The 13,625-nt window shown below is 71.8% G+C and carries 13 protein-coding genes; 10 read left to right on the forward strand and 3 right to left on the reverse strand.

The features are described from left to right. Window positions 1-11 precede the first annotated feature (11 nt). A complete protein-coding gene (locus ABFX81_RS05110; protein ID WP_086853660.1) occupies window positions 12-1,058 on the reverse strand; it encodes a serine hydrolase in 1,047 nt (348 codons plus the stop codon). A gap of 226 nt (window positions 1,059-1,284) precedes the next feature. Here ABFX81_RS05110 and ABFX81_RS05115 point away from each other — a divergent pair, with 226 nt between their 5' ends. Beyond that, window positions 1,285-2,028 (forward strand): helix-turn-helix domain-containing protein, encoded by a 744-nt coding sequence (locus ABFX81_RS05115; protein ID WP_086853667.1) that lies wholly within the window; start codon window positions 1,285-1,287, stop codon window positions 2,026-2,028. 37 nt (window positions 2,029-2,065) lie between these two features. On the opposite strand, the gene ABFX81_RS05120 is transcribed toward ABFX81_RS05115, so the two are convergent. Together ABFX81_RS05120 and ABFX81_RS05125 are read right to left on the reverse strand one after the other, a co-directional pair. Next, window positions 2,066-2,680, reverse strand: coding sequence for a TetR/AcrR family transcriptional regulator (locus ABFX81_RS05120; protein ID WP_346137670.1), 615 nt, complete (start codon window positions 2,678-2,680; stop codon window positions 2,066-2,068). An 86-nt stretch (window positions 2,681-2,766) separates the two neighbouring features. After that, complete coding sequence (locus ABFX81_RS05125) at window positions 2,767-3,945, reverse strand: Glu/Leu/Phe/Val dehydrogenase dimerization domain-containing protein (protein WP_086853663.1); 1,179 nt, start codon at window positions 3,943-3,945, stop codon at window positions 2,767-2,769. A 144-nt stretch (window positions 3,946-4,089) separates the two neighbouring features. Between ABFX81_RS05125 and ABFX81_RS05130 the strand changes: the two genes are divergently transcribed. The 9 genes from ABFX81_RS05130 to ABFX81_RS05170 all read left to right on the forward strand — a co-directional run bounded on the left by ABFX81_RS05130 (window position 4,090) and on the right by ABFX81_RS05170 (window position 13,625). Continuing rightward, window positions 4,090-5,355: an MBL fold metallo-hydrolase gene (locus tag ABFX81_RS05130; RefSeq protein WP_086853665.1), complete on the forward strand. Its 1,266-nt coding sequence runs from the start codon at window positions 4,090-4,092 to the stop codon at window positions 5,353-5,355. 536 nt (window positions 5,356-5,891) lie between these two features. After that, window positions 5,892-8,126 (forward strand): ATP-binding protein, encoded by a 2,235-nt coding sequence (locus tag ABFX81_RS05135; protein ID WP_346137671.1) that lies wholly within the window; start codon window positions 5,892-5,894, stop codon window positions 8,124-8,126. Between the two features lie 74 nt (window positions 8,127-8,200). Continuing rightward, window positions 8,201-8,635 (forward strand): roadblock/LC7 domain-containing protein, encoded by a 435-nt coding sequence (locus tag ABFX81_RS05140; RefSeq protein WP_346137672.1) that lies wholly within the window; start codon window positions 8,201-8,203, stop codon window positions 8,633-8,635. A gap of 2 nt (window positions 8,636-8,637) precedes the next feature. Beyond that, complete coding sequence (locus ABFX81_RS05145; protein WP_010044672.1) at window positions 8,638-9,009, forward strand: DUF742 domain-containing protein; 372 nt, start codon at window positions 8,638-8,640, stop codon at window positions 9,007-9,009. Next, the gene (locus ABFX81_RS05150) at window positions 8,987-9,616 is read left to right on the forward strand and encodes an ATP/GTP-binding protein (RefSeq protein WP_086853624.1); all 630 of its coding nucleotides are present in this window, start codon (window positions 8,987-8,989) and stop codon (window positions 9,614-9,616) included. Before ABFX81_RS05145 ends, ABFX81_RS05150 begins: the two co-directional genes overlap by 23 nt. Window positions 9,617-9,677: 61 nt before the next feature. After that, window positions 9,678-10,250 (forward strand): GAF domain-containing protein, encoded by a 573-nt coding sequence (locus tag ABFX81_RS05155; protein ID WP_086853622.1) that lies wholly within the window; start codon window positions 9,678-9,680, stop codon window positions 10,248-10,250. A 185-nt stretch (window positions 10,251-10,435) separates the two neighbouring features. Continuing rightward, complete coding sequence (gene tdh / locus ABFX81_RS05160; RefSeq protein ID WP_086853620.1) at window positions 10,436-11,464, forward strand: L-threonine 3-dehydrogenase; 1,029 nt, start codon at window positions 10,436-10,438, stop codon at window positions 11,462-11,464. A 33-nt stretch (window positions 11,465-11,497) separates the two neighbouring features. Further along, window positions 11,498-12,691 (forward strand): glycine C-acetyltransferase, encoded by a 1,194-nt coding sequence (locus ABFX81_RS05165; RefSeq protein WP_086853618.1) that lies wholly within the window; start codon window positions 11,498-11,500, stop codon window positions 12,689-12,691. A gap of 31 nt (window positions 12,692-12,722) precedes the next feature. Continuing rightward, window positions 12,723-13,625 (forward strand): LysR substrate-binding domain-containing protein, encoded by a 903-nt coding sequence (locus ABFX81_RS05170; protein WP_086853616.1) that lies wholly within the window; start codon window positions 12,723-12,725, stop codon window positions 13,623-13,625.

Consider the following 13,625-nt stretch of genomic DNA (forward strand, 5'->3'; position numbering starts at 1 on the left):
GACCACTGGCATCAGAACACCTCCCTGACCAGCATCCGCGTCGCCTTCTGGAACGGCTCGGCCAGTGACATCGCCGCGTCGTCCACATAGTTCAGCGCGGCGGTCAGGGTCTTGCCGCCGTCGGGCGTGCTGTACATCAGCGCTGCGTGGCCCGTGATGCCGCCGTTGTGGGTGATGATCGTGCCGCCGCGTTCCGTTTCCTGTACGAACACCCCCAGGCCGTAACCCGCCTTGGGATGCGGTTTGCACATCTCGGCGAGCAGCGGGGCCGGCAGGAGCTTGCCGCGCAGGAGTGCGGAGATGAACGTGTGGAGGTCCTGGGTGGTCGAGATCATGTCACCGCCGCCGGAGATCCAGGAGGGGTTCTGGCGGGTGACGTCGACCGTCTTCTGCCGGCCGTCCTCATCCTCGTACCGGTAGTAGGCATGGGCATGCGGCTCCGGGACCTCCTGCCGGGTGTACGGCGCCACCGTGCCCGACAGCCCGAGCGGGTCCAGGATCCGTCGCTGCATCTCCTCGGCCAGTGAGCAGCCGACGACCTTCTCGATCAGCAGCCTGGCCAGCACGTAGTTGGTGTTGGAGTAACTCCAGTCCGTTCCCGGCTCGAACCGCGCCGGCTTGGACAACGCCAGCCGCACCAGTTCCTCCGGCCGGTAGGTCTTGAATCGGTTGTCCACCCATTCCCTGCCCGTGACGGGGATGCCCGGCGTGAACGTCCCGTCGTCGTAGTACTCGCCGGTGAAGTTGAACACCCCGCTGGTGTGCTGGAGCAGCATCCGTACCGTGATCCGCCGGTCCAGCCCGAGCTCGGGCAGGTGTTCCGCCGCCGGGGTGTCCAGCCCGATCCTGCCTTCCGCCACCAGTTGCAGCACCAGGGTCGCGATGAAGGTCTTCGTGTTGCTCCCGATCCGGCAGTGTCCGTCGATCGGCGGCTCGGCGCTCTCGCCCAGCCTGCCGACCCCGGCGCTGCCGACCCACTCGCCCCTCTCGTCGTGCACGCGTAACTGCACCCCGGTGAAACCGGAATCGACGATCTCCTGAAGAACCTTCTGCAACATGGCTGTACCTCTCCCTCGCAGCTTTGTTTCGAACGCTGGAAAAGCTACGTTGCGTTCACGCAGATAGCAACATGGTTGTTGCGATGCATTGCCATTTATGCAGTCCAGCATCACGAAAACGTTGCAATAGATGTGGACTCAATGCAACGATCACCGAGGCGTTCGTTGCAATGAATTGGAAGTGAACGCTATGCTCGACGTGCCGAGCAACACGAAGGAGACCGCGATGCCGGGAGGCAGGCTCACCCAGCAGGAACGCCAGCAGATCGCGCAGGGGCTGGCCGATGGCCTCGCCTACGCGGAGATCGCCAGACGTCTCGAGCGTCCGACATCGACGATCACGCGTGAGGTGATGCGCAACGGCGGGCCCACCGCCTACCGTGCCGACCTGGCTCACCGCGCCACCGAACGCCGCACCCGCCGGCGCAGGCAGGCCGCGCCCCGGGGGGCGGAGGCGCCCGCACTGGGCCACGGGCGCGACGTCGAGGCCGTGCGCGAGTACGAGGAGATGTTCACCACCCTCCTCATGGGGCAGGGCCTGCCCAAGATGATGTCCCGGGTGCTGACCTGCCTCTACACCACCGACGCGGGCAGCCTCACCGCGTCCGAACTCGTCCGGCACCTCCAGGTCAGCCCGGCGTCCGTCTCCAAAGCGGTCGCGTTCCTCGAAAGTCAGGGCCTCATCCGCAGGGAACGCGACGAGGGCCGCCGCGAGCGCTACGCCGTCGACGACGACGTCTTCTACCAGTCGATGATCGCCAGCGCCCGGTCCAGCGCCCAGCTCGCCGAGGCCGCACGGCAGGGCGTCGGCGTCCTCGGCCCCGACACCCCGGCCGCCACCCGCCTCGAGAACATCGCCCGCTTCGTCGACTTCGTCGCCGAGAGCCTCATTCGCGCCGCGGAGCAAGCCCGAGAGGTTCTCCACATCAAACATGAGACGACCTCAGGCGGCGCCGACGATCGCAATTAGACGGTGGATGGGCGGCTGTCCTGGGTTGCCGGCCCGGTCAGGGTCGGGTCAAGACCGCGGATTCCAGGCCCAGTTCGCGAGCCAGTGCTTCCTCGGCCCACTCCTGCGCCCGAGCCCGCGGCAGCGCGCCCGCGTAGGACGTCAGCTGGACGGCGAGGCCGTCGAGGAAGGCGGTGAGGCGGAGGGCCGTGCCGTGCGGGTCGGGGCAGGGGAACTCGCCCGCCGCCACGCCCTCCGTGATGACCTCGGCGAGGGCCGCCTTCCACTGCCTGTCGAGGTCCTGGGTGACCTCCCGCAGCGCGGGCTCACGCAGTGCCGCCGCCCAGCCCTCGATCCACAGCGGCCAGCCCTTGGCCTGGCCTGTCGGGGCGTACCACCGTACGGCCGACCGCAGTCGGCGCAGCGCCGACGTGCGGCGGCCGAGCAGCCTGCGCAGATGGGCGAGATCGGCCTCGGCCGCGTGCCGGAACGCGGCGGCGACCAGCTTCTCCTTGGTCGAGAAGTGATAGAGCACCAGCGCGTTGCTCACGCCGAGCGCCGAGGCCACGTCGGCGATCCTGACCGCCGTCACACCCCGGGCCTCGATCTGCTCGACGGCGGCCCGCAGCAGTTCGCCGCGCCGTTCCGCCACGCTCAACCGGACTCTCGTCACGCCGTCACCCTACACACGCGCGTGTACCCGCTTGACGTGTGTATTCGGCCGGTCCGGCAAGGTGCCCGCAGGAGCCTCGCCGTCCGTCAGCGGTACCAGCCGAAGCGTTCCGCTATGACCGGCAGCCGGTCCGCCACGAGCGCGTGGGCGGCGGCCCGCGGTGTCGTGCCGTCGGCCTGTGCGCGGGCCAGCATCCGCTCGACCAGGGACCGCATCGAGCGGCGGGTGTGCGCGAACGCCTCCTCGGCGTCGGCGCCGATGTCCCCGAACAGCGTCCACCACCACCAGGCGTTCGTCCCGGAGTTGACCACGACGTCCGGCAGCACGGTCACCCCCCGTGCGGCCAGCAGCAGTTCCGCCTCCGGCCGTACGGGCATGTTGGCCGCCTCGACGACCCAGCGGGCGGTGATCCGGTCCTGGTTCCCGGCGTCGATCGCGTACGAGACGGCGGCGGGCACCAGGACGTCCGTGTCGGCCGACAACCAGGCGTCGCCCGGCAGTTCGCGGTCACCGGGACGCAGCGCGGAGCGGTCCACGGTGCCGAAGGCATCCCGTGCGGCGAGCAGCGCCTCGATGTCGAGCCCCGCCGGGTTGGCGATCGTGCCCTTGATGTCGGCGACGGCCACGACGGTGAGTCCCGTGCGGCTGAGGAAGCGCGCGGTGGCCCCGCCCATGGTGCCGAACCCCTGGACGGCGACCCGCGTCCCCGCGTGGGGCACCCCGGCACCGTCCAGCGCCGTGAGGGCCGCCTCGGCCACACCGCAGCCGCCCACCAGCTCGTCCAGGCCGATCCCGTCCACCTCCACCGCGAACGCGTCCCCGAGCCGCCGCCGGGCCTCGGCCCCGTCCTCCAGCAGCGGGTACACGGCCTGGACGGAGGAGACCAGCCCCGCCTCGGCCGCGGCCCGGTCCACCAGGTCCTGGCTGAGTCCGAGGTCCTCGCCGGTCGTCCAGAAGCTCTCGATGTGCGGCCGCATGGCGCGCAGGTACCGCACCAGCAGCGGGTAGGCCTCCGGGTCGCGCGGGTCGCAGTCGATGCCGCCCTTGGCGCCGCCGAGCGGGACGTAGCGGCTGTCCGGGTCGTAGTGGAGGGCCTCCTTCATGGTCATGCCGCGGGCCAGGCCGGTGACCTCGTCCAGGGTGCAGCCCGCCCGCATCCGCAGGCCGCCGCTGGCGACACCGCGCACCAGCCGGTCGACGACCAGGAAGCCCTGACGGCCGGTGATGTGGTCGGTCCAGGTGAGGGACAGCAGGGGACTGGCCATGCGGGCTCCTTCGCCGTGATTGCTGATTTTCGCCGTGATTACTGAATCTCCGTTCAGTATCACCGTCGTGGGACCCCTGCGGCCCAGTGTTGTCGGAGGGGCCGCCCATAATGGAAAGCCTGACCGACTCCACCTGGAGGTACCGTGGCCGGTTTCCGTTCTCTGAGCTCCGGGCTCCGCGCGCTCCGGCCCGGCGCGTTCGGCGCGGACCCGAGCGGCGAGCGCATGGCGCGCATCCGCAGATCGCCCCACTTCGAGAACGGGGTCTTCCGGAACCCCGGCGGCCCCGCGCGAACCCGGCCCTCGGGCTCGGCGCTGGACTTCGCGAAGGTCTTCTTCGACAAGGAGACCCGGCCGCGCCGCAGCCCGAAGGGCACCGTGCCGGTGCACGCCACCACCCTCGCCGACATCGCCCGGCCGCCGGCCACCGGGCTGCGGCTGACCTGGATGGGGCACTCCAGCGTGCTCGCCGAGATCGACGGCAGGCGCGTCCTGTTCGACCCGGTGTGGGGCGAGCGGTGCTCCCCGTTCCCCTTCGCCGGCCCCAAGCGGCTGCACCCGGCGCCCCTGCCGCTGGCCGCGCTCGGCCCGGTCGACGTCGTGGTCATCTCGCACGACCACTACGACCACCTGGACATGCCCACCATCAAGGCCCTGGCCGGCACGGACACGCTGTTCGCCGTGCCGCTCGGCGTCGGGGAGCACCTGGAGCGCTGGGGCGTCTCCGCCGGCCGGCTGCGCGAACTGGACTGGCACGAGACCACGAAGATCGGCGGCCTCACCCTGACCGCCACTCCGGCCCGCCACTTCTGCGGGCGGGGGCTGCGCAACACCCAGCACACCCTGTGGGCCTCCTGGGTCGTCGCCGGTGACGAGCACCGGATCTACCACAGCGGTGACACCGGCTACTTCGACGGCTTCCAGGAGATCGGTGCGGAGCACGGGCCGTTCGACGCCACGATGATCCAGATCGGCGCGTACTCCGACTTCTGGCCCGACATCCACATGACCCCCGAGGAGGGCATGCGCGCCCACCTCGATCTCCAGGGCGGACCGGAGCACGGACCCATGCTGCCGATCCACTGGGCCACGTTCAACCTGGCGACCCATCCGTGGGCGGAGCCCGGTGAGGGGACGCTGGCGGCCGCCCGTGCCGTGGGCGCCCGGATCGCCCTGCCGCACCCCGGTGAACCCTTCGAGCCCACGGCCGGGACCGTCCCGTCCGAGCCGTGGTGGCGTGGGGTGGCGCTCGCCCCGGCGGGCGGCTTCCCGGCCGGTGAAGCCCTCGCCGACGCCACGATCAGGACCGCGTCGAACGCGGCAGCCGTGGCCCAGGCCGATACGTTGAGTGACGAAGAGGGTAAGGCGGGGAAGGGTACGGAGGACCCTGAAACGCTTCCGGCGGGCTGAGCCGGAGCGGACGGCGGGGAGACGGCGAGGGCCGGGGAGCGCGAGGCTCCCCGGCCCTCGCCGTGTCTGTGTGACCGCTTCTGACCAGGTCGTATCGAACTGCTTTCGGTCGTGGCCGGACGTGTCTCGGAGTTATCGGTCTGTCGTACGAGACCTCATACCAGAGCGGGACGCTCACCGTATGAGTTTGTCAACTGCCCACCGCACATGATGCGCTGACGACTACTGTCAGTGTCCGTCGGGAAACAGGCGGATCAGGGAGTGGGGACCGGCACGTGCAGGCGCAAGGCGGACGAGGGAGTCGACGCGAGGGGGATTCCCGCTGCCCGCGCACGACCGACGCCGGTACGGGCGCCGCCGTGGCGGCCGCCTCCGGCCCCGGGCAGCGCACGGACTCCGGACGCGGCGGTGCCGGGCGGGAGCGGGGCGAGCCCGGGCTGACGGCTCGGAGCGCGCGGAAGCGACCCCGTGAGCCCGGGCGTACCACCGCAAGCCCCCCTGGCAGCCAGGCCCGACGGACCAGTTCGAGGACACCGATGTCGCACCTCCGCGCCCCCGCCGCACGCGCAGACCGCCGTGAAGGCGGGCGGCACGGGCGGCCGGCCGCCCGCACCGCACCCGCGCTGCCCGAGACTCATATACGGCCCCAGCTGCTGCGTCTCGCCGTGCTGCCGCCCACCGCCGTCGCCCTCAGCGGCTGCGCCGCCGTCCTCTTCACCGTCCGGTCCACCGGAGCGCGGCCGGGGCCGATGCTGTGGGCCGTGCTCGCCGGGGCGGTCTCGGTGACCCTCGTCGGCATCGTCGTCGCCGCGGTGGCCGCCAACCGGGCCGCCCGGTCCGTGTACGACCGCATCGGTGTCCTGCGTCGCACCACCGCACGGCGCGAAGCCGACCTGCGCGCCCTGGTGGAGACCCTGCGCCGCGGCGACGGACCGCCGCAGCTCGGCCCGCCGGCCGGTCAGCGCGGCGGTCCCGCCGAGGGCGCCGACGACTTCGAACTCCTCTCCGCCGACCTGACCCGTGCGCACGACGGCGCCGTCAGCGCCGTCGTGCAGGCCTCGCAGCTCTCCAGCCAGGCGGGCAGCGAACAGAAGCTCGAGGTGTTCGTCAACCTCGCCCGGCGCCTCCAGTCGCTGGTGCACCGCGAGATCTCCATCCTCGACGAGCTGGAGAACGAGATGGAGGACCCCGACCTGCTCAAGGGGCTCTTCCACGTCGACCACCTCGCCACCCGCATCCGCCGTCACGCCGAGAACCTCGCCGTGCTCGGCGGGGCGGTCTCCCGCCGCCAGTGGAGCAACCCGGTCCCCATGACCGAGGTGCTGCGCTCGGCCATCGCCGAGGTCGAGCAGTACTCGCGGGTCAAACTCGTACCGCCGATCGACGGCACCCTGCGGGGACACGCCGTGGCCGACGTCATCCACCTGCTGGCCGAACTCGTCGAGAACGCCACGGTGTTCTCCGCCCCGCACACCCAGGTGCTGCTGCGCGCCAACCTCGTCACCTCGGGGCTCGCCGTCGAGGTCGAGGACCGTGGACTGGGCATGCCCCTGGAGGAGCAGACGCGGATGAACGCGCTGCTCGCCGACCCGGACCAGGTGAACGTCGCCCGGCTCCTCGCGGACGGCCGCATCGGGCTGTTCGTCGTCTCGCAGCTGGCCAGGCGGCACGGCATCACCGTCCGCCTCCAGAGCAACATCTACGGCGGGGTGCAGGCGGTGCTCGTCGTACCGCAGGCGCTGCTGGGGGCGGAGGCGGGTGCGCCCGGGGGCACCGGGCAGCCGGAGGGCGGGGCGGGCGGTACGGATCGCCCTGCCGTACCGCTGCGGCAGACCCGGCAGCAGGGACAGCAGGGACAGCTCGGGCAGTCCGCGGCCGGGGCGGGAGACGGCGCGGCGTCCAGGGGGATGTCCCGAGCCGAGGGGACCGTGTCCGGTGGGGCCGGGCTCGGAAGCCCGCCCGAGGCCGGATCCGCGCCCGCGTCGGTGTCCTCGGTGGGGTACGGATTCTCGTCCGGGGCAAGTGTCGCGCCCGAAGCACTGCCGCCTGTCCCGCCCGCCGCATCCCGGACGCACCGGCAGGAGGCCGAACGGGGCTCCGGCGGAAGCCCGCAGAGCGGTCGGCCCGCGCCCCTGCCCGTGCGCGGGACCCGTCGGGAGCGGCCCAACCCGGCCGAGGCGAGGCCCGGTATCAGTGCCGACGACCGGCGTGTCCTCGCCGAGAACGTGACCACGCCGCCGACCCCGCGCAACGGCACCGTGCGCGGCACCATGGGCAAGCCCCAGCTGCCCCGCCGCCGCGCCCAGGAGCACATCGCCCCCCAGTTGCGCGACGGTCCCACGCCGCGCCAGGACTCCGACCACCTCGTCAGCCACGACCCCGGCCTGATGGCGGCCTTCCAGCGCGGCATCAGCCTCGCCGAGGCCCAACAGCACATGGAAGCCGGGAACATGGAGTGGGGCGACATGGAGCCGACGCACACGGAGTCGACGTACATGGAGCCGACGCACATGGAGTCGGCACACCTGGCGCCGGTACACATGCAGCCGCCCCACAGCGAGTCCGCACACCGGGAGTCCGCACACCGGGAGTCCGCACTGACGGAGTCCCCACACAGGGACCCGATCCCCATGGAGCCGGTGCACACCGAGTCCCTCCCCACCGTGGACGCGGCCCGCACAACCGAGGCGCGCGGCGCCCGGGACGGTGTGACCGCGTCCCACCCCGACCACACCACCACCCGGCACGACGGGAGCGCACCCGCCGGATGACCACCCCCGTTTCCACCCCCACCCCCACCCCCAGCGCTCCCGCAGACCTTCGTACCCCAAGGAGTCGATCCACCATGGCGAGCGATGCGCCGACCGCCCATGTTTCCGATCTCGACTGGCTGATGAGCGGCCTCGTGCAGCGCGTACCGCACACGACCGCCGCGGTGCTCCTGTCCTGCGACGGACTCGTGAAGTCCGTGCACGGCCTCGACCCGGACAGCGCCGACCACATGGCCGCCCTGGCCTCCGGCCTGTACTCCCTCGGCCGCAGCGCCGGCGTCCGCTTCGGCGACGGCGGCGACGTCCGGCAGGTCGTGGTCGAACTCGCCTCGACCCTGCTGTTCGTCACCACCGCCGGCTCCGGCACCTGCCTGGCCGTGCTCGCCGGCCGGGAGGCCGACGCGGCCGTCCTCGGCTACGAGATGGCGATGCTGGTCAAGAGCGTCCGCCCGTACCTGGTCACCGCTCCCCGCCAGCAGTCCGTCGAACCCCCGGCGATGAGGCCTTGAGCGTGGCGGCGGCCGGTGACGGGCCCTGGCTCGACGACGCGGCCGGGCGGCTGGTGCGCCCGTTCACGGTCAGCAACGGCCGCACCCGTCCCACCGTCGCGCTCGACCTCATGTCGCAGGTGATGGCCACCGGGGCGACCCCCCTCGGCTACCTCGGCCCCGAGCACGCGCAGGCACTCGAGCGGTGCAGTGTGCCCGTCGCCGTCGCGGAGGTCGCCGCCCATCTGAAGCTGCCGGTGGCCGTCACCAAGGTGCTGCTGGCGGACCTCGTCGACTGCGGGGCGCTGACCACCAAGCCCCCCGCGTTCCACCACAACCCGACGGACCGGGCCCTTCTGGAGGCAGTGCTCGATGGACTACGACGACAGCTCTGACTACGCCGACGCTTCCGGCCACGGCGGCGATCCCTTCCCCACCGCCCTCAAGATCCTGGTGGCGGGCGGGTTCGGCGTGGGCAAGACGACCTTCGTCGGCGCGGTCAGCGAGATCGCGCCGCTCAGCACGGAGGAGCTGCTCACCACCGTCAGCGCCGCGACCGACAACCTCGACGGCATCGAGAACAAGGTCGAGACGACCGTGGCCATGGACTTCGGCCGCATCACGCTCGACCCGAAACACGTGCTGTACCTGTTCGGCACCCCCGGCCAGGAACGGTTCTGGTTCATGTGGGACGAGTTGTGCGAGGGCGCGCTCGGGGCGGTCATCCTCGCCGACACCCGCCGCCTCGAGGAGTGTTTCGCGGCCGTCGACTTCTTCGAACAGCGCGGCCTCGGCTTCATAGTCGCCGTGAACGAGTTCGACGGCTCCTACCGCTACGACCCGGAGGAGGTGCGCGCGGCCCTCGACCTCTCCGAGGAGATCCCCGTCGTGTGCTGTGACGCCCGGATCTCCAGCTCCGGGGTCCAGACCCTGCTGACCCTCGTGCGTCACCTCATCGCCCATGCGCCCGCCCCCACGACGGGGTATGGCGCCCACATGTGATCCCCCAACACCCGCCAGGGAGCCCGTATATGACGCATGCCCACAGTCCGGGAGGACGCCCATGAGCTACGACCCGCCGCGTCCGGCCGGTCGTCTACTGCTCACACCCGAGGACAAGGAGGCCCCCGCCCGAGCCGGCCGACTGCGCCTGCTGGGTCTGGGGGAGCGCCCCGAACCCGCACTCGACGCCTTCGCGCACCGCCTCGCCGAGTTCACCGGGGCGCCGTACGCCATGGTCAACTTCCCGGACGAGCGGGGCCAGTTCTACGCGGGGCTGTACGTTCCGGCCATCGCGCCGGTGGTGCGGAGCGACGGTTCCAGCCCCCGGGTGGGCCGTACTCTGCCCCGCGACCATGGTTTCTGCCCCCATGTGGTGGCGCGACGCAAAGCCCTGGCCCTGGAGGACGTCCACGACTATCCGCGGTTCGCGGGCAACCCGGTGGTCGACGAGTTCGGTATCCGCTCCTATCTGGGAGCGCCCCTCATCGACGGTTCGGGCCTGGTGCTGGGCACGGTCAGCGTCGCCGACGTCGGGCCCCGGCCGTGGGGGAAGCCGGGCCTGACGGCCATCAAGGAACACGCCGCGCAGCTCGTCGTACAGCTGGAGGGCTGGGACGGCAGGCTGCCCTACTGACACGCCCCGGGTTCCCGCGGCGCCCCCGGGCGGGCGTGAAGGAAAGCTGAGGCGCCGCTTAAGAAAACCTCGATGGACCGGTGCGGCCGCCGTACGGCAGATTGCTGTGCGATTCCACTCCTTTCCCGGCCCAGGGGCACCTTCGGCGTGCCCGGACCCGGGACTCACCCCCTGGAGCCGTAGCGGTGAAGGCGCTGGTCAAACAGAAGGCGGAGCCCGGACTGTGGCTCGCGGACGTCCCGGAGCCCGCCGTCGGGCCCGGAGACGTACTGATCAAGGTGCTGCGCACCGGTATCTGCGGCACCGACCTGCACATCAGGGCCTGGGACGGCTGGGCACAGCAGGCGATCCGCACCCCGCTCGTGCTCGGCCACGAGTTCGTCGGCGAGGTCGTCGGGACCGGGCGGGACGTCACCGACATCGCCGTCGGCGACCGGGTGAGCGGCGAGGGCCACCTGGTGTGCGGCAAGTGCCGCAACTGCCTGGCCGGCCGCCGTCACCTGTGCCGGGCCACCATCGGGCTGGGCGTGGGCAGGGACGGGGCGTTCGCCGAGTACGTCGCCCTGCCAGCCGCCAACGTCTGGGTGCACCGCGTGCCCGTCGACCTCGACGTGGCCGCGATCTTCGACCCGTTCGGCAACGCCGTGCACACCGCGCTGTCGTTCCCGCTCGTCGGCGAGGACGTCCTGATCACCGGCGCGGGCCCGATCGGCCTGATGGCCGCTGCCGTGGCCCGGCACGCCGGAGCCCGCAACGTCATGATCACCGACGTCAGCGAGGAGCGGCTGGAACTGGCCCGCAAGATCGGTGTCAGCCTCGCGCTCAACGTCGCCGGCGCCACCATCGCCGACGGGCAGCGCACGCTCGGCCTGCGCGAGGGCTTCGACATCGGCCTGGAGATGTCCGGCCGCCCCGAGGCCATGCGGGACATGATCGCCAACATGACGCACGGCGGCCGGATCGCGATGCTCGGCCTGCCCGCGCAGGAGTTCCCCGTCGACTGGGCCCGGATCGTCACCTCGATGATCACCGTCAAGGGCATCTACGGCCGCGAGATGTTCGAGACCTGGTACGCGATGTCCGTGCTGCTGGAAGGCGGCCTCGACCTCGCGCCCGTGATCACCGGCCGGTACGGCTTCCGCGACTTCGAGGCGGCGTTCGCCGACGCGGCGAGCGGCCGCGGCGGCAAGGTCATCCTCGACTGGACCGCGTAACTCCCCTTCACCGCAAGCATTTCAGGAGCCCTCATGTTCGACTCCGTGCGCGACGACCTGCGCGCCACCCTCGACGAGATCCGCGCCGCCGGCCTGCACAAGCCCGAGCGCGTGATCGGCAGCCCGCAGTCCGCCACCGTGAACGTCACCGCGGGCGGCCGGCCGGGCGAGGTCCTCAACTTCTGCGCCAACAACTACCTCGGCCTCGCCGACCACCCCGAGGTCGTCGCCGCCGCCCACGAGGCCCTGGACCGCTGGGGCTACGGCATGGCGTCCGTCCGCTTCATCTGCGGCACCCAGGAGGTGCACAAGGAACTGGAGGCGCGGCTGTCGGCCTTCCTCGGCCAGGAGGACACGATCCTGTACTCCTCCTGCTTCGACGCCAACGGCGGCGTGTTCGAGACGCTGCTCGGCCCCGAGGACGCGGTCATCTCCGACGCGCTCAACCACGCGTCGATCATCGACGGCATCCGGCTGTCCAAGGCCCGCCGCCTGCGGTACGCCAACCGTGATCTGGCCGAGCTGGAGGCCCGGCTGAAGGAGGCCGCCGACGCGCGCCGGAGGCTGATCGTCACCGACGGCGTCTTCTCCATGGACGGTTACGTCGCCCCGCTGCGCGAGATCTGCGACCTCGCCGACCGCTACGACGCGATGGTCATGGTCGACGACTCGCACGCCGTCGGCTTCGTCGGCCCCTGCGGCCGCGGCACGCCCGAGCTGCACGGCGTCATGGACCGCGTCGACATCATCACCGGCACCCTCGGCAAGGCGCTCGGCGGCGCCTCCGGCGGCTACGTCGCCGCCCGCGCCGAGATCGTCGCCCTGCTGCGTCAGCGCTCCCGGCCGTACCTTTTCTCCAACACCCTCGCCCCCGTCATCGCGGCGGCCTCCCTGAAGGTGCTCGACCTGCTGGAGTCGGCGGACGACCTGCGCGTCCGGCTCGCCGAGAACACGGCCCTCTTCCGCGGCCGCATGACCGAGGAGGGCTTCGACGTGCTCCCCGGTGACCACGCCATCGCACCGGTGATGATCGGTGACGCGGCGGTCGCCGGGCGCATGGCGGAGCTGCTGCTGGAGCGCGGCGTGTACGTGATCGGCTTCTCGTACCCGGTCGTGCCGCAGGGCCAGGCCCGGATCCGCGTCCAGTTGTCGGCCGCGCACTCGACGCAGGACGTCAACCGCGCGGTCGACGCCTTCATTGCGGCACGGGCGGAGCTGGCCGGCTGAAAAGCACCGGCGACCTGAGAGAATCGATCGCATGATCGAAGCGCGGCGGCTCCACATCCTCCGTGCGGTGGCCGACCACCGTACGGTGACGGCGGCTGCCGCCGCGCTGTACCTGACCCCGTCGGCCGTGTCCCAGCAGCTCGCCGCGCTGGAGCAGGAGACCGGGCACCGGCTCGTCGAGCGCGGCGCCAAGGGCGTACGCCTCACCCCCGCCGGCGAGATCCTGCTCAGCCACACCAACGCGGTCCTCGCCCAGCTGGAGCGGGCCGAGGCGGAGCTCGCCGCCTACAGCTCGGGAGCGGCCGGCACCGTCACGGTCGCCTCCTTCGCGACCGGCATCGTCCTGGTCGTCGCGCCCGCGGTGGCCCGCCTCGCCACGACGGCGCCCGGGATCCGCATCCGCGTCCAGGACGCCGAGGGCGACGCCAGCCTGCCGATGGTGCTGGACCGGCAGGTCGATGTCGCCGTCGCCGTCGAGTACCGGGGCGCCCCGGCCGCCGATGACCCGCGACTGACCCATGTGCCGCTCTATGCGGAGCCCTTCGACGCGGTCGTGCCGGTCACCCACCGTCTGGCCGACGCGGTGGAGGTCCCGCTCGCCGAACTGGCCAAGGACTCGTGGATCGGCCCGTACCCCGGCAACCCCTGCCACGACGTGGTGGTCCTGGCCTGCGAGAACGCCGGCTTCCAGCCCCGCATGGAGCACTCCTCGGACGACTTCCGGGCGGTCGTCGCCCTCGCCTCCGCCGACGCGGGCGTCGCCCTCGTGCCGCGCTCGGCACTGCGCGGCATGGACCTCGCCGGAGTGGTCGTCCGCCCCGTCGACGGCACGGCCCCCACCCGGCGGGTCTTCGCCGCCGTACGCCGTGGAGCCGAGGAACACCCCCTGATCCGCCCGGTGCTGGACGCGCTCGGCGCGGCGGCCCGGGTGTGA

The organism is Streptomyces coeruleofuscus, assembly GCF_039532725.1.
Lineage (GTDB): Bacteria > Actinomycetota > Actinomycetes > Streptomycetales > Streptomycetaceae > Streptomyces > Streptomyces coeruleofuscus.